Genomic DNA, 22871 nt, shown 5'->3' with positions numbered 1-22871 from the left:
CTCCGCACCGGACCGGGACCTGCCGCGTACCCCCCCGGTCAAGGAGAAGAACGCATGTCCATGCTGGCAGACACCGTCGAGGTCGTCATCGGCGTCGACACCCACAGCCAAACCCACACCGCCGCGGTCCTCGACGCCCGCACCGGCGGCGTGCTGGCCCGCGCGACGGTGCCCGCCGACCCCGACGGCTACGCCGCACTGGTCGAACTGGCCGAACAGCACTCCGGCCTGCGCGCCTGGGCGATGGAGGGCACCGGCGGCTACGGCGCCGGCCTGGCCCGGCACCTGGCCGCCGCCGAGGAGATGGTCGTCGAACTCGACCGGCCCAAGCGCCCCGCCCGGCGGGCCGGGGCCAAGTCCGATCCGATCGACGCCGAGCGCGCCGCCCGCGACGCACTGGCCCGCACCCGGCTGGCCCAGCCCAAGTCCGGCGCCGAGCGCGCCGCGCTGCAGATGCGGCTGACCGCCCGCCGCGCCGCCGTGGAGGCCGCCAGCACCGCCCAGCGGCAGCTGCTGGCGATGGTCATCACCGCACCGGAGCCGGTGCGCGCCCGGTTCCGCGGACAGACCACCCGCGCCATGATCACCACCGCCGCCCGACTCCGACCGGGCGCCAGCAGCGGAGACGTCGAGACCGTCACCGCGCTGACCGTGCTGCACGACCTGGCCGGCCGCATCCGCTTCCTGGAGGCCGAAGCCCTCGGCCACGAGCAGGCCATCCGCGCCATCGTGCGCACCTGGCGGCCGGACCTGCTCGAGCTGACCGGAGTCGGTCCGATCGTGGCCGCCACCGTGCTGACTGCCTGGTCCCATCCCGGCCGCTGCCGCAACGACGCCGCCTTCGCCATGCTCGCCGGCGCCGCCCCCATCCCGGCGTCCTCGGGCAGAACCGTCCGCTACCGGCTCAACCGCTCCGGCGACCGCCAGCTCAACCGCGCCCTGCACACCGTCGTCCTCAGCCGATTGCAACGCGACGCACGCACCCGTGCCTACGCCGACCGTCGCCGCACCGAGGGCAAGACCGACCGCGAGATCAAACGCTGCCTCAAGCGCTACATCGCCCGCGAGCTCTACCGCCGCCTCGAATCACCACCGGCCGCGGCTTGACGCGTCATAGGAGCGTCGACCGGCTCGGGTGTGACCTGAGTCGCACCGCGCGGCCGGGTGTGTTCCGATGCTCGTGGGGATCGGGACGAGCGCGCTGGGGGCGCACGTGGACCGGAGTCAGGGCACCGTCGCGGTCATCGGGGCCGGGACCATCGGCCTGTCGTGGGCGGCGCTGTTCGCCGCGCACGGCCATCCCGTCCGCGTGCAGGACCCGCGGCCGGGCCTCGGCCCCGAGGTCGAGGCGGCGGTGCGCCACCTGACCCGCCTGCAACCGGGGACCGGAGACGCGGCGGACGTGCTGGCCCGCATCGAGGTGGTCGACGACGTCGAGACCGCCGTCGCCGGCGCCGCCGTCGTCCAGGAGAACGCCCCCGAGCGGCTGCCGCTCAAGCAGGAGCTGTTCGCCCGGATCGAGGCCGCCGCCCCGGAGCGGGCGCTGATCGCGTCGTCGACGTCGGCGCTCATGCCCAGCGACCTGGCACGGGGGATGCGCACCCCCGAGCGGCTGGTGGTCGGCCACCCGTTCAACCCGCCCGAGGTGCTGCCGCTGGTCGAGGTGGTGCCCGGGGAGCGCACCGCGCCGTGGGCCGTGGAGACGGCGGTCGACTTCTACCGCTCGGTCGGGAAGAAGCCGGTCGTCCTGCACCGGGAGATCGGCGGGTTCGTCGCCAACCGGCTGCAGTCGACGCTGTTCCGGGAGTGCGTGTGGCTGGTCTCGCAGGGGGTGGTCAGCGCCGCGGAGCTCGACGAGATCGTCACCGAGTCGATCGGACTCCGCTGGGCGACCGCCGGCCCGTTCGAGAGCTTCCACCTCGGCGGCGGGCCCGGCGGCATGCGACACTTCCTCGAGCACCTCGGCCCCGGCATGGCCCGCCGCTGGAAGGTCGTCGAACAGCCCGAGCTGGACGAGGCGACCGTGGAGCTGATCAGCGGCCAGGTGGAGGAGCGGTTCGCCGGGCGCGGCTACGAGCAGCTGACCGAGGCCCGGGACCGGGCCCAGCTCGCGGTGATCGAGGCCCGGGACGCCGCCCGCGGGGAGCGCAGCTGATGGACGTCGAGGAGGTCCGCCGGCAGCCGACGACGCCGCTGGGGGCGCCGGCCTACCCCTCGGGGCGGTACCGCTTCACCGGCCGCGAGTACCTCAACATCCTGTACCGGACCGACGCCGAGGCGATGCGGCGCGTGGTGCCCGAGCCGCTGACGGTCGCCGACCCGCTGGTCAAGTTCGAGGTCATGCGGATGCCCGACGTCACCGGGCTGGGGTCGTTCACCGAGTCCGGGCAGGTGCTGCAGGTCGAGTACGAGGGCGAGAGCGCCGACTACCTGCACGCCATGTACGTCGACAGCCTGGCCTCGATCGCCAGCGGCCGGGAGATCAGCGCCTTCCCGAAGAAGTCCGGCACCCCGAGCCTCTACGTCGACTCCGACACCATCGTCGGCACCCTGGACTACGGGACGCTGCGGGTGGCGACGGCGACGATGGGCTACAAGCACGCGCCGATGAGCGCCGAGGACGCGGTCGCCGAGGTCGGCCGGCCCACCTTCGGGCTGAAGGTGCTGCCCGGCTACGACCGGCGCCCGCGGATCCTGGAGCTCGTCCGCAGCCAGATCACCGACATCACCGTCCGCGGCGCCTGGACCGGGCCGGCCCGGCTGCAACTGTTCGAGCACGCGCTCGCGCCGCTCGCCGACCTGCCCGTGCGCGAGGTCGTCTCGGCCAGCCACATCCTCGCCGACCTGACGCTGGGCCGGGCGAGCCTCGTCTTCGACTACCTGCAGGACTGAAGGAGGACCCTGCTGCCCCCCACCGCTCGCAGGCTCGCGGCGGGACCCTGCAGCGGGGCCACCGTGAGTGACGCGGATCGAGGGAGGAGCAGGCGATGGTGGCACCGCTGGCGGGCGTGCGCGTGGTCGAGGTGGCCAACTGGATGGCCGCCCCGGGCGCCGCCGCGCTGATGGCCGACATGGGCGCCGACGTCGTCAAGGTCGAGCCCCTCCGGGGCGACGCCATGCGCGGCGCGACCCGGCAGCCGCGGGTCCCCGAGGGGGAGGCGCCGATCGACGCGGCCTTCCAGATGGACAACCGCGGCAAGCGCAGCATCGCCGTCGCCGTCAACGACCAGCGCGGTGCCGACCTGGTCCGCCGGCTGGCCGCCCGCGCCGACGTCTTCCTCTGCAACCTGCTGCCCTCCCGGCAGGCCCGGTACGGCCTGGACCCGGCCACCCTGCTGGGCCTCAACCGGCGCCTGGTGCACGCCACCCTGACCGGCTACGGCCCCTCGGGGCCGGACGCGGCGCGCCCGGGCTACGACCTCACCGCCTTCTTCGGTCGCGGCGCCGTCCTCGACGCGATGAGCGAGCCGGCCAACCCCGCGCCGCCGCGGCTGCGCCCGGCGCAGGGCGACCACACCGCGGCGCTGGCGCTCTTCGGCGGCGTCCTCGCCGCGCTGCGGGTCGTCGAGGCCACCGGCGAGGGCCAGGTCGTCGACGTGAGCCTGCTGGCCGCCGCCGCGTGGACGATGTCCAGCGACCTGTCGGCCACGCTCGTCGACGGCGTCACGCCCACGCCGCAGGGCCGGGTGGCCCGGCCGCACGCCCTGCACGGCGGCTTCCGGTGCGCCGACGGCCGCTGGATCCTGCTGTTCATGCCCGAGCCCCGGTGGTGGGCGCCGTTCTGCGAGGCCGTGGGGCACCCCGAGTGGACCGAGGACGAGCGCTTCGCCGACCGGGGCGCCCGCGCCGCCCACATGGCCGAGCTCACCCGGCTGATGGACGAGGCCTTCGCCTCCCGCCCGCTGGCGGAGTGGTGCGCGCTGTTCGACGAGCGCGGCTTCATCTGGGGACCGGCGTCCACCGTCGCGGAGTTCGCCGCCGACGAGCAGGCCGCCGCCGACGGACTGTTCCCCGAGGTCGGCGACGCGACCGGACGGCGGTTCCGCACCGTGCGCGCACCGCTGCGCCTGCAGGGCGGCGACGTCGGCCCGCGCGGGCCGGCACCGGCGGTGGGTGAGCACACCGAGGCCGTCCTCACCGAACTCGGCGTCACCGGGGACGACCTCGCCGTCCTCGTCGGTGACGGCGTCGTCGGGCGGCCGGGCGCCTGAGCCCGCGCGCCGCCCCAGCAGTGGGGGGACGCCGCAGCGGCGGTGTCCCCCGGGCCGCGTCCCCGGTGCCGCCACGCCGCGCCGGGTCCACTACCGTCCCGGCATGCCGCTGGTCTTCCACTGGGGCGGTCCACGGCACGGCGAGGTCGACGACGTGCCGCCGGAACTGCTCGTGTCGTCGGTCCTCGTCTACGACGGTCCGCGCTGGTTCGGCGTCTACCAGCGGTTCGAGCCCGTGCAGGTGCAGGACACCGCCCAGGGGCCGGCCGAGGTGTGGGTCGTGCGGGAGTAGCCGCCGCCCGCGCCGCGGCGGCCGCCGCGCACGCCGGGTGCGTCAGTCGCGGCGGTCGCGGCCGGGGACGGCTCCGGTGTCGGTGAGCTCGCGGGCGACGTCGACCAGCTTCCGGTTCATCTCCTGCGACACCCGGGTGAGCACCCCGAAGGCCTGGTCGGCGGTGAGCTTGTGCCGCTCCATCAGGATGCCCTTGGCCTGCCCGATGACGTCGCGGCTGCCCATCCCCGCGCGCAGGTGCTGCTCGTGCTCGGCGCCGGCCACCGCCACCGCGGCGTGGGCGGCGAACAGGTGCCCGACGTCCTGGCTCTCGTCGTCGAAGGCCCCCGGCCGGCCGGCGTAGAGGTTCAGGGCCCCGAGCCGGTCACCCTCCACGAACAGCCGGAAGCACATCATGGCGGCGGCGCCGAGCTCCGGTGCCCGCCGGGCGAACTCCGGCCACCGGTCGTCGGCGGCGACGTCGTCGACCCGGACGACCTCCTGCTCCCAGACCGCGTCCAGGCACGGTCCCTGCCCGAGCCGCTCCTGCAGGGCGTCGACCTGCAGGGGCAGGTCCCCGGTCGACGCCCGCGGCTCGATCCGCGAGCGGCCGACCACGTAGCTGATGCCGCACTCCTGCGCGTGCGGCACGACCCCGACCGCCGCCGCGGTGATGGCGCGCAGCGTGGCCTCGACGTCGCCGTGCTCCTCCTGCAGCCGCCGTGCCGTCCGGCTCATCGCCTCGGCCAGGTCGTGTGCGGTGCCGGTGTCCCGCCCGGGACCGCTCGCGGAGGCCGCCATGTGCGGAACCTACCCGCAGCAGAGGACCCCGCTCCCGGCGCGCGAGGGCCTGACCGGCGCACCGGCACCGCCGAGCCCGGGAGCCGGGGTCGGGAGCCGGTCAGCTGCGCGAGGGGTCCGTCTGCACGACGACGGCGGTCCCGGCGGGGTAGAAGAGCCCGGTGTGACCGTCGGGTTCCCACTGCACCCGGTACGGCGGTCCCCCGTCGGGCTCGTGGCACTCGAGGACCACCCCGGTGCGCTCCGGCTCCCCCTGGTGTGTGGAACGGACGACGATCCTGTCCCCGACGTGAGCTTCCACGGCGGCCTCCCGGCGCACTCCCCGGTCCCTGTCGTGGGCCCCAGCCTGCTCGCGGAGCCGGGAGCGGGCAAGGAGTTCGCCCGTGCCGGGCGCGGACCGGCGCTCAGGCGTCCCGGCGCTGCAGGTCCCAGCGGACCACACCGACGGCGGCCACCGCCCAGAGCGCGCAGATCACCAGTCCGGTCACCGGTCCGAAGACGTCGACCGGGCGGCCGTACGTCCGGACGGCGACGGCGCCGGCACGGTCGGGCAGGAACTGGACGACGTCCTGCAGCACCGGCACGAGCTCGAGGACCGGTGAGACGAGGAAGAAGAAGGGCACCAGCAGGCTCAGCGCCCCGGACTGGTCGCGCACCAGGACCCCGACGGCCATGCAGAACACCGCCAGGACCGTCGGCTGCACGACGGCGGCGACCAGCGAGCGGACCGCACCGGGCGAGTCCAGCGGGATCCCCGCCGGTCCCAGCAGCGCCTGCGTGGTGAGGAAGGTGGCCAGCGCGGTCCCCGCCGCGGTGACGAGCACCGAGCCGGCGCCGACTGCGAACCGGGCGGCGAGGAGGACGCCGCGGCGCGGGACGGCCGTGAGCGAGGTGTGGACGGTGCGGTGCCCGTACTCCCCGGCGGTCAGCAGCACGGCGAGCACGATCACCGCCACGTGCCCGAAGTTCAGGCCGTAGAAGGCGAGCACCCCGGGGTCGTAGTCGGCCTGGGCCGCCTGCGGCTCCCCGATCGCGGCCACGGCACCGACGCTCACGCCGAAGACGGTGACCGCGTAGGCCAGCAGGCAGACCCACGTCGAGCGCACGGTGGTCGCCTTGATCCACTCGGCGCGCAGCACCGGGACGACGGCGGTCACGCGGCACCCCCGGCGGTCAGGGCGAGGAAGGCGTCCTCCAGGGACCGCTCGACCGCCGTCAGCTCGAGCAGCGGCACGCCGGAGTCGGCGGCGACCGCACTGATCCGCTCCGGGGGCAGCCCGGCCACGGACAGGGACCCGCCGTCGCCGGCGGTGACGGTCGCGCCGTCGGCGACCAGCAGGTCGCGGAGCCGTCCGGCCTGCGGACTGCGGACCCGCAGGAGGTGCCCGGCGGGGTCGGCGAGCAGGTAGCGCAGCGGCGTGTCGGCGAGCAGCCGGCCGCGGTCGATGACGAGCAGGTGGTCGGCGGTCAGCTCGACCTCGCCCATCAGGTGGCTGGAGACGAGGACGGTGCGCCCCTGCCCGGCCAGGTCGCGCAGGTGGCCGCGCAGCCAGCGGATGCCCTCGGCGTCCAGGCCGTTGGTCGGCTCGTCGAGCAGCAGCACCGGCGGGTCGCCGAGCAGGGCCCCGGCGATGCCCAGCCGCTGGCGCATGCCCAGGGAGAAGCCCCGGACCCGGCGGTCGGCGGCCGCCCCGAGGGCGACCAGGTCGAGCACCTCGTCGACCCGGCGGGCGGGGATGCGGTTGCTCGCGGCCAGCCAGCGCAGGTGGTTGCGGGCGGTCCGGCCGGGGTGGGCCGCGCCGCTGTCGAGCAGTGCGCCCACCGTGCGCAGGGGCACGGGGAGGTCGGCGTAGGGGCGCCCGCCGACGCGTGCGGTACCGCTGGTCGGCCGGTCCAGGCCGAGCACCATCCGCAGCGTGGTCGACTTCCCCGCACCGTTGCGGCCGAGGAAGGCGGTGACCACGCCCGCCGGCACGTCGAAGGTCAGGTCGTCCACGGCCACGGCGGTGCCGTACCGCTTGCCCAGTCCGCGCACCTCGATCACGGGTTCCTCCCGGCGTCTCTCATGGCACCACGCTCGCCCCCGGCGCCGCCTGCGCGCCTCCCCCGCCCGGTCCGACCGTCTCCCTCCCGAGCGGGAGGTGCCCCCCTCACCGGGCACGGGAGGATGAGGCGGTGCGCAGGCTGCTCCGCCCCGTGACCAGCAGGACGACGTGGGCGCGGGTCCTCCACCTGGCCCTGGGCCTGTGGTTCGCCGTCGCCTGCGCGCTGGTGTGGCCGGGTCTGCCCGACGCGTCCCCCCGTACGCTGACCGGTCTGTTCCTCGCTCCCCTGCCGTTGCTCGTGGTCCTGGCCTGCGTGCCGGTCGTGCGCCGCAGCGAGGGCGTGCAGGCCCGGGCGCTGCTGCTGCCGGGCGACGACGAGGTCACCGTCGAGCCGTCCCGCACGTGGTCCGAGCGCGGCCGGCTGCTGCTGTGGCTCTGTGTCCGCGTGGAGCTGGGCGTGCTCGCCGGTCAGGCGACCGGCGCGGCCACGGTCACGGTGGCCTCCCTCCTGCGCCCCGGCACGGACCTGCCGGGCTGGGCGGCGGTGCCGGCCGCCGCCGTGGTGGTGCTGGCAGCCGGGTACGTCCTCGCCGGGCTGGGCGCGCTCGCGGCGGCGACCGCCCGTCGGCTGCTGCACCCGTCGCCGGCCGAACGGCTGCGGGCCGAGCAGGTCCGGACCGAGCGACTGCTGGAGCGGACCCGCCTGGCCGCGGAGCTGCACGACTCGATCGGCCACGCCCTCACCGTCACGCTGCTGCAGGCCGGCGCCGCCCGCGAGGCCGCCGGGCGCGACCGGGCCGTCCTCGACGCCGCCCTGACCGCCGTCGAGGACAGCGCCCGGCAGGCCGCCGCCGACCTGGAACGGGTCCTCGCGCTGCTGCGGGACGGCGCACCGCCCCGCGACCCGCCCACGCTGGCCGACGTCGCCCGGCTCGTGCGCGCCGCCCGGGCCGCCGGCGCCCCCGTCGACCTGCGGGTCGAGGGACCGGTGGGCGACCTGCCGCCGCTGGTCTCCCGGGAGGCCTACCGCATGGCGCAGGAGGCGCTCACCAACGCGCTGCGGCACGCCGGACCGGTGCCCATCGCACTGCACGTCGGCGTGCGCGCCGACGCCCTCGAGCTCGACGTCCGCAACCCCGTGCCCGTGCCGGCCCCCGCTCCCCCCGGCGGCGGCAGCGGGGTGGCGGGCCTGCGGGAGCGCGCCGCCGTCCTCGGCGGGACGGCCTCGGCCGGGCCGGTGGACGGCGGGTGGCAGGTGGCCGTCCGGCTGCCCCTGGCGGGTGCGGCGTGACGATCCGGGTGCTGCTCGTCGACGACGAGGAGCTCGTCCGCGGCGGGCTGCGCGCCATCCTCGACGCCCGGGAGGACATCGAGGTCGTCGGCGAGGCAGCCGACGGCGCCGTCGTCGTCCCGCTGGTCGCCTCGGTGCGCCCGGACGTCGTCGTCATGGACATCCGCATGCCGCTGGTCGACGGGATCCAGGCCACCCGCGACCTGCGGCGCCGGCTGGAGCAGCCCCCGCGGGTCCTCGTGGTGACGACCTTCGGCGACGACGAGAACGTCTACGCCGCCCTGCACGCCGGCGCCGACGGCTTCCTGCCCAAGCGGGCCCGCCCGGCCGAGATCGTCGACGCCGTCCGCGTCGTCGCCCGCGGCGACAGCCTGCTCTTCCCCGCCGCCATCCGGGCCCTCGCCGTCCGGCACGCACCGGTCCACGCCCGCGGGCGCCGGGCGCTCACCGGCCTGACCGCGCGCGAGCGGGAGATCCTCGTGCTGATGGCGCGCGGACTGTCCAACGGCGAGATCGCCGGCGAGCTGTACCTGGGCCTGCAGACGGTGAAGACCCACGTGAGCAGCCTGCTGCGCAAGCTCGGCGCCCGGGACCGCACGCAGGCGGTCATCACCGCCTACGAGTCGGGACTGGTGCCGCTCGGGTGACCAGCGACGGCGGCCGTGCGCAGCGCCGCCGCGCGGATGACCGCGGGCCCGCTGCCCGCCTCCCGGTCCCCGGCGTGCCGGGTGGGACGGCTGGGACGGGTGCGCCGGACACGCGCTGCCCGGGTGCCCGGCGGCCCCCGCGCGGGCTCGGACCCTGGCGGCATGACGACTGCCTACTCCTACGGGACCGCGCACGCGGTCGTGATGGTCGGCTCGGTCGGCAGCCCCGACGGCCTCCAGCCCCGCCAGATCGGCCCGGCGCATGCCACGATCGGCCGGGTCAACGGCCGCAGCCGCAAGTCGCTGTGCGGCGCCTACGTCGCCGTCGACGAGCAGACGCAGTGGCCACCGCAGGACTACGAGGAGCACCAGCTCTGCCCCGAGTGCGCCACCCTCGCGCTGCTCTGACCCTCGCTCCGGCTCAGCCGCCGGCGACCGAGGGCAGCACCTGCACCTGCGCGCCGCCGGGCACGGCGGTGGTCAGGCCCCCGGCGAAGCGGACGTCCTCGCCGTCGACGTAGACGTTGACGAACCGGCGCAGCGCGCCGGCCTCGTCGCGGATCCGCCGCTCGAGCACCGGGTGCTCGGCGGCCAGCGCGTCGAGCAGCCCGGCCAGCGTCGCCGCGGCCGGGTGCACCTGCAGCCGCCGGGCACCTCCGGCCAGGTCGGCCAGGACGCCGGGCAGCAGCACCTCCACCGGGGCGCTCACGGCAGCCGCGCCGCGCGCACGCAGAGGACGTCGGGCAGGTGGTCGGCCACCAGCGTGAACCGCTCGCCCTCGTCGCGGCTGGCGTAGACGCACCCGTCCCTCGTGCCGACGTGGACGCCGGTCGGCTCGGCCTCGTCCACGCACACGGCGTCGCGCAGGACCGCCGTCCAGCAGCCGTCGGGCAGGCCGGCGCCGAGCTCGGTCCACGTCGCGCCGGCGTCACGGGTGCGGTGCACGCGCAGCCGCCCACCCCGCGGCACCCGCTCGGCGTCGGCGACCAGCGGCACCACCCACGCCGTGCCCGGGGTCCGCGGCGAGGCGACGACGGGGAAGCCGAAGTCGGCCGGCAGCCCGCCGGCGATCGACGTCCACGAGACGCCGGCGTCGTCGGTGCGGAAGACGCCGAAGTGGTTCTGGGCGTACAGCCGGTCGGGGTCGCCGGCGTCGACGGCCACCTTGTGCACGCACTGGCCGTACTCGGGGGCGGGCTCGGGCAGGAAGACGGCGCTGATGCCCGAGTTGCGCGGCTCCCACTTCTCCCCGCCGTCGTCGCTGACGTAGACGCCGCCGGTGCTCATCGCGACCGTGACCCGGTCCGAGGACGGGTGCGGCAGCACGGTGTGGACCGCGCCGCCGCCCGCACCGGGCGCCCAGGTGGGCCGGTGCGGGTGGTCCCACAGCCCGCGGACGAGGGTGAACGAGCGGCCGCCGTCGTCGCTGCGCCACAGCGAGTGCGGCTCGCACCCGGCCCACACGACGCCGGGCCGCCCGGCGGTGTCGGGCCGCAGCTGCCAGACGCGCGCCAGCGCGGCACCGGTGTCGGCGGGGAACCGGATGGCGCCCTCGTCGGTCTCCGACCAGGTGCGGCCGAGGTCGTCGGACCACGTCACGGTCGGGCCCCAGTGGCCGTACTGGACGCCGGCCAGCACGCGGGGTACCGGGCCCCGGACGTCGACGCCGACCGCGGCCACCTCCTGGGACAGCAGGTGCGGCCCGTCGAGGGTCCAGGTGCGGCGGTCGTCGTCGCTGCGGGCCAGCCACAGCCCCTTGCGCGTGCCGATGGCGAGCAGGTCGGCCACGGTGCCCTCCGGTCGTCTCCGGGGCCCGGTGCGGCCCCCTGCGGGGGCAGACCGTGCGGGACGGCGGAACTGAGCGGAGGGCGTCGTCAGCCGGGAGGCACCCGGTCAGCGGCGGGTGGAACCCCCGGGGCCGTCACCGGTCACCGGCGCGCGGCCGTCGCCGTCGCCCAGGCCAGGGGCGAGCTTCTCGGCCTCGGCGCGCAGGCGCTCGGCGGCCGAGGCGTGCTCCTGCGCGGTGGCGGCCCGCTGCCGGGCCTCCTGCTCGGCCAGTCGGGTGCGCTCCTCGACCTCGGCGCGCTCCCGGCGGGCGCGGGCGGCCTGCTCCTCGGCCAGCGCCTGCTCCTTCTCCGCCTGCGCCCCGCGCAGCCGGGCCTCCTCGAGGTGCTCGCGGGCCTGCGCGCGCTGCTGCTCGCGGCGGCGGGCGCCGGCGACGCGGCTGCGCTTGGCCAGCGCCAGACCCACCAGGGCCAGCACCACCAGCACGACGACGACGAGCAGGACGATCAACCAGGTCTCCACGACGATCCCCTCCCCAGAGTGGTGGGCAGATGCCCGCACGGGCCGATCATGAAACCCGTGAAACGCGTGGTCAGGCGCTCAGCGGCCGCTCACTTCAGCGCGCTGCCGGCCCTCCACTCGTCCCACGGGACCGCCCAGTCGTAGACGTCGCCGTCGGACGCCGACAGCGCCGGGCCGATGGAGTTCTGCACCTCGACGACGTCGCCGGGCCGGGAGAAGTCGTAGAACCAGGCGGCCCGCTCGGTCGAGAGGTTGATGCAGCCGTGCGAGACGTTCGCGTTGCCCTGCGAGGACACCGACCACGGGGCCGCGTGCACGAACTCGCCGTTGTTGGAGATGCGGACGGCGTACTCCACGTCGGTGCGGTAGCCGCCCGGGGCGTCGACGGCCAGACCGAACGTGCTCGAGTCCATGGTGATGTCGCGGAAGGACTCGAGCACGACGTGCGGGCCGTTGTGGCTCGGGTTCGCGTCGCTGCCGGCGCTCATCGGGTACGTCTGCACGACCCGGTCGCCGTCGTACACCGTGAGCGTGTGCGTGGCCGCGTCGGCGACCGAGACGTGCCGGTCGCCGATGGAGAAGGACACCGTGCGGTCCTTCTCGCCCCAGACGCCGTCGCCGAGCTCGACGCCGTAGAGGTCGGCCTGCAGCGTCACCTCGGTGTCGGCCGGCCAGTACTCCGAGGGCCGGAAGTGCACCTCGCTGTCGCTCAGCCAGCTCCACACGCCGTCGGTGGGGGTCGAGCTGGTGACCAGCAGGTGGCTCTCGACGGCGGCCCTGTCGGTGACCGGCTGGTCGAAGTAGACGCGGATCGGCATGCCGACGCCGACGGTGGTGCCGTCGAGCGGGCCGACCGAGGGGGTGCCGAGCGTCTCGGGCGTGACGGTGGTGAAGGTGCTCGTCGCCTCGACGGGGTCGTCCTCGGCGTCCTCGGCCGTGGCGGTGAGCGTGTAGGTGGTGCCGTAGGCCAGCGGGCTCTCCGGCGTCCAGACCTCCGTGCCCTCGGTGTCGCCGTCGGCCACCTCACCGGGCACCGGGGCGCCGGCCGCGTCGACGACGGTGACCTCGGCCAGCTCGCCGTCGGTGACGGAGATCTCCACCGGGATGGCCGGGGAGACGTCGGCCGAGCCGTCGGCCGGGGCCACCTGCACCTGCGCCGGGGCGTTCTGCGCGGTGGACGGGGCCGCCGCCGACGACCCGTCGTCCCCGCCGTTGCACCCCGCCAGCAGGGCCAGCGCCCCCGCCGTGACCAGTGCCGCTGTCCGTCGCACCCGTGCCGTCTCCTCGTCGCCGTGAGCCGCACCGGGAGACGGCGCGACCGTGCCCTGTCCAGTGTCCTCGCGGTGTGCGGGAGCGGCGGTCCGGTGGGCGCGCCTCGTCGCGGGGCCCACGACCGGACCCGGCCGGGCGCTGGTATCGTTCTCCCTCGTTGCCCGGCCAGCCGGGAGACACGCGCCATTAGCTCAATTGGCAGAGCAGCTGACTCTTAATCAGCGGGTTCGGGGTTCGAGTCCCTGATGGCGCACCCACTTCACCTGAACACCCCACCTGAGCTGCGGTTATGGGTTCGGACGGCATGCCACCTGGCGACGGCCGTCGCGCCAGGCCATGGAAAACGCATCGGAAACTCTGTCGTCTCAGCAGCACCTCGAGACACTGCGGACGCGCGAACCCTGAGGGTCCTCGCTCCTCGCTCCTGCAACTGCTTCGTGCGCTGGACGGTGGCCATCCTCAGCCGCTCCCCGCCCGCATCAGGATGCCGGCTGCCTTGGTCGCCGGAAGGGCGCTTCGCGTCCCTGCGGGATGGGCCTGCGGCCCACCCTTCCCCCGACCCGCGGCAGCCGGATGGGGCCGGTTATGGGGAGCAGGCAGGAGGGTGACAGCGAGTGGCCCGGACTCCTAGGGCGTACATGCACTCGCGTGACCTGGTGACGATCCAGGAGGTGCGGGCTATGCGCGGGTTGAGACGACCCGCATCTACCCCGAGGCCCCGGTAGGTGCGCTGCGCGCCGCGGTCATCGCCGCGGCCTGACCGGAGGGATGTCAGGGTGCGCTGACGCACCTCGGGGAACGTCGACGCACCTCGGGGACGAGGTGCGAAGACGCCGCCCTGCGCATCCAGGATCGGTGAGTGCCCGGACGGCGTCCTGCCGAGCGGGCCAACTGCCGATAGGAGGCGCGGGAGCCCCGTCCTGGGCTTCGGGTCAGGCGAACGGCAAGGAGATTTCGATGGACGAGCAGCGCATCAACGGAGACGGGCCGACGAAGTCGTGGGAGGACTTCCACGCCGAGCACCTGGATCGACAGACGAACGCCCTGCAGTCGATCAAGACCTACGTGGCCCTGTGGTTTTGGCTGAGTCTCCTCGGCGTCCTGTTCATCTTCCTAGCCGCGCAAAGCTCGAAGTTCTGAATCAGGCGCCGACCGCGGTTCGCCGAAGCGGGCGACGTAGGACTCGCCCCAGGCGGTGACGCCACGGTGCTTTCGGGCACGGCGTGAAGGCTACTGACCGGGATCGTCGACAGGTGAAGCGAGGCGTCACCGGCGGTGCATCGGCCATGGACCGTCCGTGGTCGGCATGATGCGCCGGTGAGCAGCGGGGGCAGCATTCGAGGGACATTGGCCGTCCTGGTGGCGGTCGCGGCGTTGACTGGCTGTGGCGGCGGCGCGGTGGCTGGGTAGGGCAGCCCGGCGGCCGGGCAGACGCCGTCGGAGGACGACCGGCGCCAGGCCGCCTACGACGCCTGCATCGCCGACGCCGAGGACCGGCTGCGCGCCTCGGCCACCGCCCAGTGGTCCCCGCTCGAGAAGACGAACACCGCATCGGTCTCCTCCGGCGGCTACCGGTTGGAGGGCACGGTGGACTCCGAGAACGGGTTCGGCGCACTGGTGCGCAGCTACTGGTCATGCACCGCCCTCCTCGACGTCGACGGCCGGGTGACCGGGGTGAGCACGTCGGTGACCGAGGACCGCTAACCGCTCGCGCAGCGCGCCAGGTTGATGAGCAGATCGGGCTCACTTCGCAGACCTCGATGGTGTGACCGACACCCAGCCCCGCCCGTTGATCCGCCGTGTGCTGTCCGCCGCCCGCCGGTGATAGGTCGACAACCCCGAGGGCGTCCTGGCGCTCTTCGAGCTTCTGCAGGAGGTGATGCCTCCCATGTTCGGCGGCTGAACAACAAGAGGCCCCCGCCTGCCACTGGCTGTGGCGGGCGAAGGCCCGTTATTGATCAGGTCAGGCGGTCCCAGAGGGCTTGTAACGCCGGGGAGAGGACCGCTTGCGCGACCGTCCCTAGCGTCCACCAGAGGAACTTCTTGAAGTCCCGGCCGGTGGAGCTCTGCTCGGACTCGGGCTCGGGGGTGGGTGCGTGGGGCACGAGGGCTCCAGGGTGCGTTGGTCTTGGCACCCGGCCCATAGCCAGCGGCGGAGAATGATCGTAGCGCTCGCGGGTGACAGTCCTTGGCCACGACAGGCGCCGGAACGACGAACAGCCCCGCCCCGCCGGAGAAGGACGGCTGGGCCAGGCTCCTTGACACACCACAACCCTGCCCCGCTCCTCATGGGCAATCCGTCCCGCTATCCATGCACGAGGTCGTAAGCGGCCCATTAAGGGACACCGGGGGTGTCTGCGCTAGAGCGCGCCTAGCCACAAAGCCGAGGCAGTGCCGATGAGCATGTATGCGGTGCACCAGGCGATGGCGGTGAGACGAGGTTGGCGGCGGACGCGATAGTCGCCGGGCTGCCACAGCGTCGGCTCAGTCAACGGCCGGTCGACCGAGGCCTGCAGGCATTCGATCATGCGCCGGGCCGACCAGTAACGGGTCATTTCGCCGATCAGGGACGGAGCGCTACCGGCAAAGTCCACCCGGTGGCCTGACTTGAGCACGATCTGGAAGCCGCGGTGGTGGTCGAGGTAGGCGACGTCGTCGAGGGCGACGGAGCTGATCAGCAGCGGGTTGGTGACCTCGAGTCGGGCGCCGCGTAGACGTACGGCGGTGCTGGCCAGCAGGAGGGGGATCACCGCGATCGACGTCATCGCGATCGCGGCCGGCAGGCGATCGCTGGCGGGGTAGACCTGCGGAGCCAAGAACACGGTCATCCCGACCGAGACCGCCACCATCAGCCAGCACACTATGCGCAGTCCAGCATTGGCCCTGACGGTCAAGCGAGCCCGCTCCTCGCCGCCGGACGACGCCCTCACCGCTGTAGACCGGTGAGGGCGTCGAGGTGAGTACGCGCCCGAGAGCCGCCTTGCGGAGCTCTTCAGTTATCGAACTTCAGCCGCTGGCGCTGAGCCCTCAGGTACTCCCCTGCCACGTCGACCGTCCCCTGACTCGACCTGTACCTCACCACCTACTACTTCGGCGAGGGCAAGGTGTCCCTAAAGCCGGCCCACTATGGGACACCGAATGCCGGCCGCGAGCCTGTACGTTGCGCCCGTGACGGAGGGGCATGGGCCGCGGAGAGACACTATTCGTCAGGCGCTGCTGCTCGGCCCTGGCGTGGCCCTGACCACACTCGGCCTCATCAGGCTCTTCCGCGATGCGGGAACCGCCCTTGCCTGGGTCGTGCTGGCCGCCGGCCTCCCACTGCTGTCGGCCTACGGCCGAACCAGGTTGCCGAGTCGCCCTCGCTAAAGTCCGCAACTTGCTGCCCAGCAGCCGCCCTTGACTCCGAATCCATCGCTGTCTCTGAGCGGCCCACGATGGGACGTGTGGGTCCGACGCTGGATCTGGCTGCCGGCCGGCTGGCTCAGTCTGAGTCGCGATCGTTGAGGACCCAACTGTCCTCCGTTCGCTGTGTCCCCTTGAGCCGCCAGCCTGCCCACGCATGGACCATCGAAGCCAAGGCGGCGCCTGCCGCGGTGTACAGCCAGGACGTCCGCTTCCACGATGCGTCGAAGAAGACGAAGTTCGCCTGTGCGAACAAGCAGGCGAAGGCGATGAAGCGCATCGCCCACTGGAGCCGCTTGAGGGTCCTGACCGTCAACACAGGCGGAGGGTAGGTACCGAAGCTCGATTCGCTCATAGCGATGGAGCGAGGCTGGCACGCCGTTCACCCATCCGGGGGTGGCGGCGTGCGTCGCCGAGGCCGTGAAGGCCCTTGCACTGATCGACGCCGATGCCGTGGATGTCGAAGTAGTGCAGGCTCCCGTGCAGAACCTCGTTGAAGGCGGAGTCGAGTGTCGTCGCGGGAACCTCCCTGTAGAGGTAATCAAGGTCGAAGTTGATTGACTGCAAGTCACCAGTGATCGGCTTGTCGAGTGACCGCACCAGCACTGTCAGGTGGTTCTCGTCCGAGACCAAGGTCCCTAGGAGCTCGACGTCGAGCCGAGGTCCCTCGGTCAGTAGGTACTCCTCAAGACGGGCGCGGACTTCTTGAGCTGTCCAGGGTCGGGACATGTACACACTCCTGGCGTCACCGTCGTCGGCCGGTAGGCGAGACTCAATCACCCCGGACCTCAATCGCTACCTTCCCGGCGAGTCGGGTGTCCCATAGGCCGCCTTCGCGGCGAGCCAGCTGGTGGCCCCGAGCGCCCCGCTATGGGACATCTCCGAGCGCCCGGCAGCGACTCAGAGGGTGTGCCGCCGTCACGCCTACAGGAGAGGTAGCACGTGAAACTTACCGTCGCGCAGTTCGCCCCATGCGAGTCGGCTCTCCGTCAGCTCGTCTCGCAGTCGGTCGTAGAGATCCGCGGCGAAGTAGTCGGCGTCCAGCAGGAAGTCGCCGACACCCCATCCGGTGGGCGGGGAGATCCACTCGCCGGATGCCTTGACTGCCACGGTCAGGATGCTCGGAACTTCAGACTGTGGAGGCCCATCCGGGCGGATCTCGATGAGGATGTCCTCCAGCTCATCGGGCCGAATCAAGCTCCGGACAACTGGCTCGACGACCCGGCGGCGGATCTCGTCGACGTTCTGCGGGTCGAGATCCAGCGCCATCACAGCAGGCTACGTCGCCCTATCCGCCCTTCGGTGATGCCGAGCTGCCCTTGGGAGAGCACCACGATCGCGGCCGCAGTTTGACGTGTCCCGGAGGTCACCTGCTGAGCCGGCACAGTCGTGTCTCTGAGCGGGCTGCTCAGGGACAGGCTCGTACAGGCCGTGTTGAGGACCTTGGCTCAAGCAGCGCCAAGCGCGCGCCGATAGCTGCGACGCATCCATCGTCATGGGAGGGCGCTATGAGCAGGAGCCTCGCGGCCGTCTACCTGGTCGCCTTCACACTCTGGCTCGCGGGTTGGGCGGCCGTCGTGACACTCTCCCTCCGCACCGAGAACGGGACCTTCACCGCTTCGGGGCTGAGCGCAGACGTCTTGTTCTTCGGCATGTTCCTCGCTGGGCTCGCCATCCCGGCCATCGGGTGGCTGCGGGTTCAGCGTGGCGAGGTGGCACGGGACAGCATGGGTCTTGTGGTCCCGCTGGTCATCGAGTGGTGTCTGCTGTGCGTCGGCGTCCGCGTCCCCGCTGCCATCCGCAACCTGCGTTAGCCCATGCCCGGAAACTCTGAAGCCGCCCTCACGCCAGCTCGGCCGGTGTCCCTAAGCGGCCCACTATGGGACATCCGTGTGAGCTGGCAATGGTGTGTCGACGGGCTTGGGAAGATCAGCGGCGTGCGATGGGTAACGAAGCGCCGTCGAGTGCAGGAGACCCAGGACGAGCTACGGCGCCAGGAGCTGCGACAAGCGGTCCTCCAGCTCTTGGCTCCCTACGACTGTCGAATCCACGAGGGAGGTGACTGGATGGAGGTCCGTGGCCGACCGGAGGCCTGTCCATTCCGCCTCGATCTGCCCGGGGACTTAGCGCTACTCGGTGCCGGTGCCGGTGCCGGTGCCGGTGCCGGTGCTGAGGGCGAGTACGTGTCCGAGTGGGTCCTGAGCACGCCCGCTGAACAAGCGAACCTTGCAGTGTTCCTCCAGCGCCTCGTCGACGGTAACCTGGATGATCTACCGCGGGGGCTGACCAACGTGCGCCTTGAGGGCTACAGCGGCTATGTCCGGTTGCCGCCGCGCACGGAGTCGTCCTGAAGCCGCCCCCATGGCAGCCGGCGAGGGTGTCTCTGAGCGGCCCACTTTGGGACACGCGCAAGAAGCACACGCTTGAGGGCAGGCGGCTCTTCATCTGTAGCGTCGTTCAGTGCCACGCTTGCCCAACAACCCGAACCCTCCGCATCCGCTGGATCGCTACGCCTTCCGAGCAGGCGAGCTGCGAAGCCCCGATGGAACGGACACCGGGCACGTGCTTGTCCTCCCGATGGTCTTCTGGGAGCGGATCGGAGGTCACCTCTGGTGGCGGCGGTGGGGCAAGCCGGAGACGACGGCGGACGTATGGGTTTCCGCCGCCGCTGTTGAGCACCCGTACCACCTCGGATGGTTCATGGACGAACTGCTTGACGAGATGCTGAGCCTCTGGGACGCGGGCCTGGTCGTCGTCGGTAGGGACCTCCTGTATGAGGTCCGGTGGCTGGGCGACCACGACTCCCGCACGATCGCCCGTGAGGTCTTCGATACGGACCTTGATCAAGAGCGTGCCACTCGGACGTAGGTGTTCGGTCCTGGAGAGTGAGCGTCCCTAGAGCCGTCCTCAATCGCGAGCCGGCGCGGGTGTCTTTGAGCGGCCCACTTTGAGACAGGGCTGCTCGGCTCACAGACGACAGTCGCCATAGCCTCTGAAGGTGGGCACTCAGGGCAACCTCGACCCTGCTGAGCGGCAGCGGCTGGTACGCCTCGCCCTGTCCGACTGGTCATCGGCAGCCGACGCCCGAGTCGACTCGGTGATCGTCTCGACCAAGCGGGTCGCAGTGAATCTGCTCGTCAACGGCGACTACGAGTACGTCGTCTTCTTCCAGGAGAACGAGAACGGGCAGTGGGAAGAGGCCGGGTCCTCAAGTGGCCACGCTGATCAGGCCCACATGGACGCTCAGGCTTGAGTCACCTGTCTCGCGACTTGGCCGGTCTTCCTGAGCGGCCCACTACGGGACAGGAACTCGCAGCGGCTTCCTCGGGCCGTCCGGCTAGCCGCCGAGGTAGCGGCGGCGTCTCCGCCTGGAGCGGTCCCAAGCAAGTGCTGCCCCTAGACAGATCGAATTGACGATTATCAAGATCCCCGTCACCACCGCCAGATCCTTCGGCGGGGCGGGGGTCACGAAGAGAAGGACCTGGATGATCGAGCCGACGGTCACTGTGCCGATGAAGAAGGCGGCCGTCGCGAATCTTGAGGGGCGCTTCCCTTGTCGAACGGGACGAACAACCATCAGGACCTCGTGAGACGGTAGGCACCCGGTGCGTCCATGTCTGCGACTGCAGCCGTGCGACGGCATCGTCGCGTCAAAGCTCGCATCTTCACACCGACATGATCGGCGAGGGATAGCGGCAGGTTGACCCTGGCCGATCAACATGGCCGAGCCGAGGATGGCTAAAGATCATTAACGGCTGGTGTTCAGGAACGGGCCGAACTCGAGCCCGGTACTGGCGAGGAAGCCGTCCAGCAGGACGGGGCGGTACTGCATCCGCTTCAGGCGGGTCTTCGCCAGCGCGGTCAGCTCGGCGAGGCTGTGTTTGGTCAGGTTGGCCAGCGACCGCTTCAGATGCGCCCACACCGGCTCCACCGGGTTGAACTCGTGGGCGTAGGGCGGCAGCCGGAACACCGTCAGCCACGGCCGGGCCGCGATCAGCTCCGTCATCGCGGCGCTGGTGTGGGTGTTGAGGTTGTCCCAGACCAGCACGATCGGCCCGCCGAGCTGGGAGTGGGCGGCGTCGAGCAGGTTGGCGTAGTCGGCCTCGGTGAAGCCCTTGCGCCCGCCGCTTCCGCGCCGTCGCGGTCGATGGGTGCGGTAGATCAGCCGCGGCCGGTGGGCCGGCTTGACCGCGACCAACGCGGCCACCGACAGCCGCGGGGCGTTGGAGGCGGTCACCCGCACCACCGGGGTGCGGCCGCGCCGGCCCCAGGTGCGTCCCTTCGGCGGCCTCAGCCCCTGGCCGGACTCGTCTTCGAAGACCAGCCAGGCGCCCAGGTCCGCCGCGGTCGTTTTATCGCCGGCCAGGTCTCCTCCCGCCAGGCGGCGATCTGCTCCTCGTCGCGCTCGACCGCTTGGCGGGCCGGGACCTGCACGCTCCAGCCCATGCGGTGCAGCAGCAGGTCCATTCCGGGCAGGGTGTAGTCCACGCCGAAGCGTTCGCGCACGACGGCGGCGATGCGCGGCAGCGTCCAGCACTGATCGGCCCAGCCCCACGCCGCCGGGCCGGCGTCGAGCAAGACCTGCAGCTCGTTCAGTTGGGTGGGGCTGAGCCGACAGCGGGCCCCACCGGCTCCCTTCGACGCCAGCGCCGGCCGACCGCCGTCGGCCAGCGCGCGCCGCCAGCGGTTGGCCGACATCCGGGTGACCCGCAACCGGGTGGCGACCTCCTGGTCGGAGGCGCCCTCCTCGATCCAGTTGGCCGCGGCCAGCCGCACCTGCTCTCGCCGGGCCCGCTCATCAGCGGTCAGCCCGCCGCCCTGGGCATAGCGCATGCCACCGGGATAGCGCAGGCCGCGGCGCCTGTCAGCAGCATCCAACCGACGATCACCAGAGCCCGGAACTTCCGCCGTTAATGATCTTTAGTTGCTCGGGGAGACCTCCGGGTGTCCCTTGGACCGCCCTGCGAGTGGGCAGGCAGCTGTCCCTGAGCGACCCACTTGGGGATAGAGCGTGCGGAACGCACGTGCGGCCGGCTGCCTCAGTCCGGGGGGATGCGGTCGCCGTACGGCTCGTAGCGCCGAACGGATCGCCAGGCCCATGGCCACGGCCAATGGACGTGCCCGACCCTCATGGTCCCGGCCTCCGTGTACAGGCGGGCGAAGGCACTGCCCCGTGTAGCAACTTCCTCGACGCGGCCGGCGAGCACGGCCCGGACGATGCCGCGCAAGTAGTCGAGCGAGTCATCATCGAAGGGGAAGACCTCGAACCACGTCTCACCGACGTTCACGTTCAGCAGGTCGTGGCCGTCGAAGGCCAGGCTCAGCGCCGCGGCTCGGGAGTTGACCGGCTGCACCTCGACGAACCACATCTCGGGACCTTCTCCCCAGACGTGGTGCGTCTCAGCAACGTCGCCGTACGCGGCAAGCTCCTGCTGCACGACCTCCAGAACCGCACGGTCCATCGATGAGGGGGCGCGCATGACCGGCAGATTAGATTCCGGTGCCCTGGCGACCCCCAGCCCGAAGGGCTGGCCGCGTAGGAGCCTGTCCCGCAGCCGCCCCCTGCGGAACCGGCGGCAGTGTCCCCAACCGCCCCGACCAAGGGACACAGCAGGGCCCTACGGTGAAGGTTGCGCCTCTCGAAGGGCGCACAAGCGGCCAGTCAGGGACGCCAACAGCTCCGATCGCGTCGACAAGCCACTGCCTGGACCGAAGGCTCGTTCCCAGACCTCCACGACAGCCGCCTCGCTCACGTCGCCGCGCACGACGAGGAACGTCAACGCGTCGACCTCCCAGCCGTACTCGTCACCCGGTGCGCCCAGTGCGAACAGCCCCTCCGGATCCGCCGCGCTCAGCAACTCCTGGACCTCATGGCGCAGTCGATCCCACCAGTTGCGGAGGAGGTCTTCCCGAGTGGACACCGCCCCAGGCTGTCAGGCGCGGATGTCAGGCGCGGAGGCGACGGTCGACCGAAGAGCCAGCCCCGAAGTGGGCGCCCGTCACCCGCAGTGGCCCACCAAGGGACCCATCGTTCGACTGATGTCGGTCAGACACCATGAGTTCGTGCAGCGGGCCGTTGTCGAGGTCTTCCCCATCGAGCCAAACCGGTGGGTTGCCGTCATCGACGCGCCGCACGGGTCCTTCTCGACCGAGGCCGCAAGCCCTGACCAGATCGAGCGGGAGGTCCGCAACTCCATCGCCGACGTCCTTGGGTGGACGGAGGTCCAGATCGACTTCGTGGACGACCTGGGCGGCCCATGGTCCCCGGAACAGTCGGAGGCTCAGGCATCCCGGCTGCAAGTTCCATGACGGCCCACTCAGGGGCGGCGGGCGGTCTGCCGAGAAGGATGGCGTGATGAAGCGGGCGCAGACCCTGGAGGACTTCCGGCGGCGAGAGCCTGCGACACCCCTCTAACGCTTCACCCTGGCAGAGCAACTCCTGCTCTGCCTAGGGGTCCTCCTGGTCGATGGCGTGGTCCTCGGCCTCGCCTGGCTCTTGGGCTGGTCGTGGGTACGGGAGTACGGCCGACTGACGTTGCCACCGCCCACGCTGGTCACGGCGTTCAGTTGGCATGCGTACTGCGAGCGCCGCAGCCGTCCGAGACGCGCGGCGCTCACGGCGAC

General features: G+C 72.3%; 30 protein-coding genes and 1 tRNA gene. 15 read left to right on the top strand and 16 right to left on the bottom strand.

Annotation, left to right across the window (positions count from 1 at the left end; all coding sequences use genetic code 11):
* Positions 1-54 precede the first annotated feature (54 nt).
* From ACWIZO_RS13955 to ACWIZO_RS13935, 5 genes are all read left to right on the top strand, one after another.
* Positions 55-1107, top strand: a complete 1053-nt coding sequence (locus ACWIZO_RS13955) for an IS110 family transposase (protein WP_448638269.1) — start codon at positions 55-57, stop codon at positions 1105-1107.
* A gap of 106 nt (positions 1108-1213) precedes the next feature.
* On the top strand, positions 1214-2155 hold the full coding sequence (locus ACWIZO_RS13950) for a 3-hydroxyacyl-CoA dehydrogenase NAD-binding domain-containing protein (RefSeq protein WP_448638268.1): 942 nt from the start codon (positions 1214-1216) through the stop codon (positions 2153-2155).
* On the top strand, positions 2155-2892 hold the full coding sequence (locus tag ACWIZO_RS13945; protein ID WP_448638267.1) for an acetoacetate decarboxylase: 738 nt from the start codon (positions 2155-2157) through the stop codon (positions 2890-2892). Before ACWIZO_RS13950 ends, ACWIZO_RS13945 begins: the two co-directional genes overlap by 1 nt.
* A gap of 95 nt (positions 2893-2987) precedes the next feature.
* Positions 2988-4211, top strand: a complete 1224-nt coding sequence (locus ACWIZO_RS13940) for a CaiB/BaiF CoA transferase family protein (RefSeq protein ID WP_448638266.1) — start codon at positions 2988-2990, stop codon at positions 4209-4211.
* A gap of 103 nt (positions 4212-4314) precedes the next feature.
* A complete protein-coding gene (locus ACWIZO_RS13935) occupies positions 4315-4503 on the top strand; it encodes a hypothetical protein (RefSeq protein WP_446759317.1) in 189 nt (62 codons plus the stop codon).
* Between the two features lie 42 nt (positions 4504-4545).
* Here ACWIZO_RS13935 and ACWIZO_RS13930 read toward each other — a convergent pair whose 3' ends face one another.
* From ACWIZO_RS13930 to ACWIZO_RS13915, 4 genes are all read right to left on the bottom strand, one after another.
* Entirely contained in the window at positions 4546-5283 is a 738-nt protein-coding gene (locus ACWIZO_RS13930; protein WP_448638265.1) for a GAF and ANTAR domain-containing protein, read from the bottom strand.
* A gap of 100 nt (positions 5284-5383) precedes the next feature.
* Positions 5384-5584, bottom strand: a complete 201-nt coding sequence (locus tag ACWIZO_RS13925; RefSeq protein ID WP_446759315.1) for a DUF1918 domain-containing protein — start codon at positions 5582-5584, stop codon at positions 5384-5386.
* A gap of 103 nt (positions 5585-5687) precedes the next feature.
* Entirely contained in the window at positions 5688-6440 is a 753-nt protein-coding gene (locus ACWIZO_RS13920; protein ID WP_448638264.1) for a hypothetical protein, read from the bottom strand.
* Positions 6437-7327: an ATP-binding cassette domain-containing protein gene (locus ACWIZO_RS13915; RefSeq protein WP_448638263.1), complete on the bottom strand. Its 891-nt coding sequence runs from the start codon at positions 7325-7327 to the stop codon at positions 6437-6439. Before ACWIZO_RS13915 ends, ACWIZO_RS13920 begins: the two co-directional genes overlap by 4 nt.
* A 131-nt stretch (positions 7328-7458) precedes the next feature.
* On the opposite strand from ACWIZO_RS13915, the gene ACWIZO_RS13910 reads away from it, so the two are divergent.
* The 3 genes from ACWIZO_RS13910 (at position 7459) to ACWIZO_RS13900 (ending at position 9674) form a co-directional block, all read left to right on the top strand.
* Positions 7459-8619, top strand: a complete 1161-nt coding sequence (locus ACWIZO_RS13910) for a sensor histidine kinase (RefSeq protein WP_448638262.1) — start codon at positions 7459-7461, stop codon at positions 8617-8619.
* Positions 8616-9266 carry a response regulator gene (locus tag ACWIZO_RS13905; RefSeq protein WP_448638261.1) on the top strand — a complete coding sequence of 217 codons (651 nt, stop codon included), beginning with the start codon at positions 8616-8618 and terminating at the stop codon, positions 9264-9266. Before ACWIZO_RS13910 ends, ACWIZO_RS13905 begins: the two co-directional genes overlap by 4 nt.
* 162 nt (positions 9267-9428) lie before the next feature.
* Positions 9429-9674, top strand: coding sequence for a hypothetical protein (locus tag ACWIZO_RS13900; RefSeq protein ID WP_448638260.1), 246 nt, complete (start codon positions 9429-9431; stop codon positions 9672-9674).
* Between the two features lie 13 nt (positions 9675-9687).
* On the opposite strand, the gene ACWIZO_RS13895 is transcribed toward ACWIZO_RS13900, so the two are convergent.
* From ACWIZO_RS13895 to ACWIZO_RS13880, 4 genes are all read right to left on the bottom strand, one after another.
* Positions 9688-9975 (bottom strand): ubiquitin-like small modifier protein 1, encoded by a 288-nt coding sequence (locus tag ACWIZO_RS13895; protein WP_448638259.1) that lies wholly within the window; start codon positions 9973-9975, stop codon positions 9688-9690.
* A complete protein-coding gene (locus ACWIZO_RS13890; protein WP_448638258.1) occupies positions 9972-11054 on the bottom strand; it encodes an exo-alpha-sialidase in 1083 nt (360 codons plus the stop codon). The genes ACWIZO_RS13895 and ACWIZO_RS13890 overlap by 4 nt, the downstream gene beginning before the upstream one ends.
* Positions 11055-11159: 105 nt before the next feature.
* Positions 11160-11573 (bottom strand): hypothetical protein, encoded by a 414-nt coding sequence (locus tag ACWIZO_RS13885; protein WP_448638257.1) that lies wholly within the window; start codon positions 11571-11573, stop codon positions 11160-11162.
* 89 nt (positions 11574-11662) lie between these two features.
* Positions 11663-12844 carry an Ig-like domain-containing protein gene (locus ACWIZO_RS13880; protein ID WP_448638256.1) on the bottom strand — a complete coding sequence of 394 codons (1182 nt, stop codon included), beginning with the start codon at positions 12842-12844 and terminating at the stop codon, positions 11663-11665.
* 181 nt (positions 12845-13025) lie between these two features.
* Between ACWIZO_RS13880 and ACWIZO_RS13875 the strand changes: the two genes are divergently transcribed.
* Both ACWIZO_RS13875 and ACWIZO_RS13870 read left to right on the top strand, forming a co-directional pair.
* Positions 13026-13098, top strand: a tRNA-Lys gene (locus tag ACWIZO_RS13875).
* Positions 13099-13802: 704 nt separating this feature from the next.
* Positions 13803-13985, top strand: a complete 183-nt coding sequence (locus tag ACWIZO_RS13870) for a hypothetical protein (RefSeq protein ID WP_448638255.1) — start codon at positions 13803-13805, stop codon at positions 13983-13985.
* Positions 13986-15205: 1220 nt separating this feature from the next.
* Here the strand turns inward: ACWIZO_RS13870 and ACWIZO_RS13865 are convergent.
* The 4 genes from ACWIZO_RS13865 to ACWIZO_RS13850 all read right to left on the bottom strand — a co-directional run bounded on the left by ACWIZO_RS13865 (position 15206) and on the right by ACWIZO_RS13850 (position 17516).
* Positions 15206-15739 (bottom strand): hypothetical protein, encoded by a 534-nt coding sequence (locus ACWIZO_RS13865; protein ID WP_448638254.1) that lies wholly within the window; start codon positions 15737-15739, stop codon positions 15206-15208.
* A 587-nt stretch (positions 15740-16326) separates the two neighbouring features.
* The gene (locus ACWIZO_RS13860) at positions 16327-16566 is read right to left on the bottom strand and encodes a hypothetical protein (RefSeq protein WP_448638253.1); all 240 of its coding nucleotides are present in this window, start codon (positions 16564-16566) and stop codon (positions 16327-16329) included.
* 32 nt (positions 16567-16598) lie between these two features.
* Entirely contained in the window at positions 16599-16976 is a 378-nt protein-coding gene (locus tag ACWIZO_RS13855) for a hypothetical protein (RefSeq protein WP_448638252.1), read from the bottom strand.
* Between the two features lie 195 nt (positions 16977-17171).
* Positions 17172-17516, bottom strand: a complete 345-nt coding sequence (locus ACWIZO_RS13850; RefSeq protein WP_448638251.1) for a hypothetical protein — start codon at positions 17514-17516, stop codon at positions 17172-17174.
* 239 nt (positions 17517-17755) lie between these two features.
* Between ACWIZO_RS13850 and ACWIZO_RS13845 the strand changes: the two genes are divergently transcribed.
* The 4 genes from ACWIZO_RS13845 (at position 17756) to ACWIZO_RS13830 (ending at position 19500) form a co-directional block, all read left to right on the top strand.
* Positions 17756-18061 (top strand): hypothetical protein, encoded by a 306-nt coding sequence (locus ACWIZO_RS13845; RefSeq protein WP_448638250.1) that lies wholly within the window; start codon positions 17756-17758, stop codon positions 18059-18061.
* A 252-nt stretch (positions 18062-18313) separates the two neighbouring features.
* On the top strand, positions 18314-18598 hold the full coding sequence (locus ACWIZO_RS13840) for a hypothetical protein (protein ID WP_448638249.1): 285 nt from the start codon (positions 18314-18316) through the stop codon (positions 18596-18598).
* Between the two features lie 118 nt (positions 18599-18716).
* Positions 18717-19115 carry a hypothetical protein gene (locus ACWIZO_RS13835; protein ID WP_448638248.1) on the top strand — a complete coding sequence of 133 codons (399 nt, stop codon included), beginning with the start codon at positions 18717-18719 and terminating at the stop codon, positions 19113-19115.
* Between the two features lie 130 nt (positions 19116-19245).
* Entirely contained in the window at positions 19246-19500 is a 255-nt protein-coding gene (locus ACWIZO_RS13830) for a hypothetical protein (protein WP_448638247.1), read from the top strand.
* A 495-nt stretch (positions 19501-19995) separates the two neighbouring features.
* Here the strand turns inward: ACWIZO_RS13830 and ACWIZO_RS13825 are convergent, their stop codons facing one another.
* The 4 genes from ACWIZO_RS13825 to ACWIZO_RS13810 all read right to left on the bottom strand — a co-directional run bounded on the left by ACWIZO_RS13825 (position 19996) and on the right by ACWIZO_RS13810 (position 22168).
* Positions 19996-20541 carry a transposase gene (locus tag ACWIZO_RS13825; protein WP_448642959.1) on the bottom strand — a complete coding sequence of 182 codons (546 nt, stop codon included), beginning with the start codon at positions 20539-20541 and terminating at the stop codon, positions 19996-19998.
* Entirely contained in the window at positions 20538-21080 is a 543-nt protein-coding gene (locus ACWIZO_RS13820; RefSeq protein WP_448638246.1) for a winged helix-turn-helix domain-containing protein, read from the bottom strand. Before ACWIZO_RS13820 ends, ACWIZO_RS13825 begins: the two co-directional genes overlap by 4 nt.
* Positions 21081-21286: 206 nt before the next feature.
* Positions 21287-21727: a hypothetical protein gene (locus ACWIZO_RS13815; RefSeq protein WP_448638245.1), complete on the bottom strand. Its 441-nt coding sequence runs from the start codon at positions 21725-21727 to the stop codon at positions 21287-21289.
* Between the two features lie 138 nt (positions 21728-21865).
* Positions 21866-22168: a hypothetical protein gene (locus tag ACWIZO_RS13810; protein WP_448638244.1), complete on the bottom strand. Its 303-nt coding sequence runs from the start codon at positions 22166-22168 to the stop codon at positions 21866-21868.
* A gap of 118 nt (positions 22169-22286) precedes the next feature.
* Here ACWIZO_RS13810 and ACWIZO_RS13805 point away from each other — a divergent pair, with 118 nt between their 5' ends.
* Positions 22287-22556: a hypothetical protein gene (locus ACWIZO_RS13805; protein ID WP_448638243.1), complete on the top strand. Its 270-nt coding sequence runs from the start codon at positions 22287-22289 to the stop codon at positions 22554-22556.
* Positions 22557-22871 lie beyond the last annotated feature (315 nt).

It is taken from the genome of Geodermatophilus sp. URMC 63, assembly GCF_053502565.1.
The sequence above is the reverse complement of the archived record's forward strand: the minus strand, read 5'-3'. Positions and strand labels throughout refer to the sequence as shown.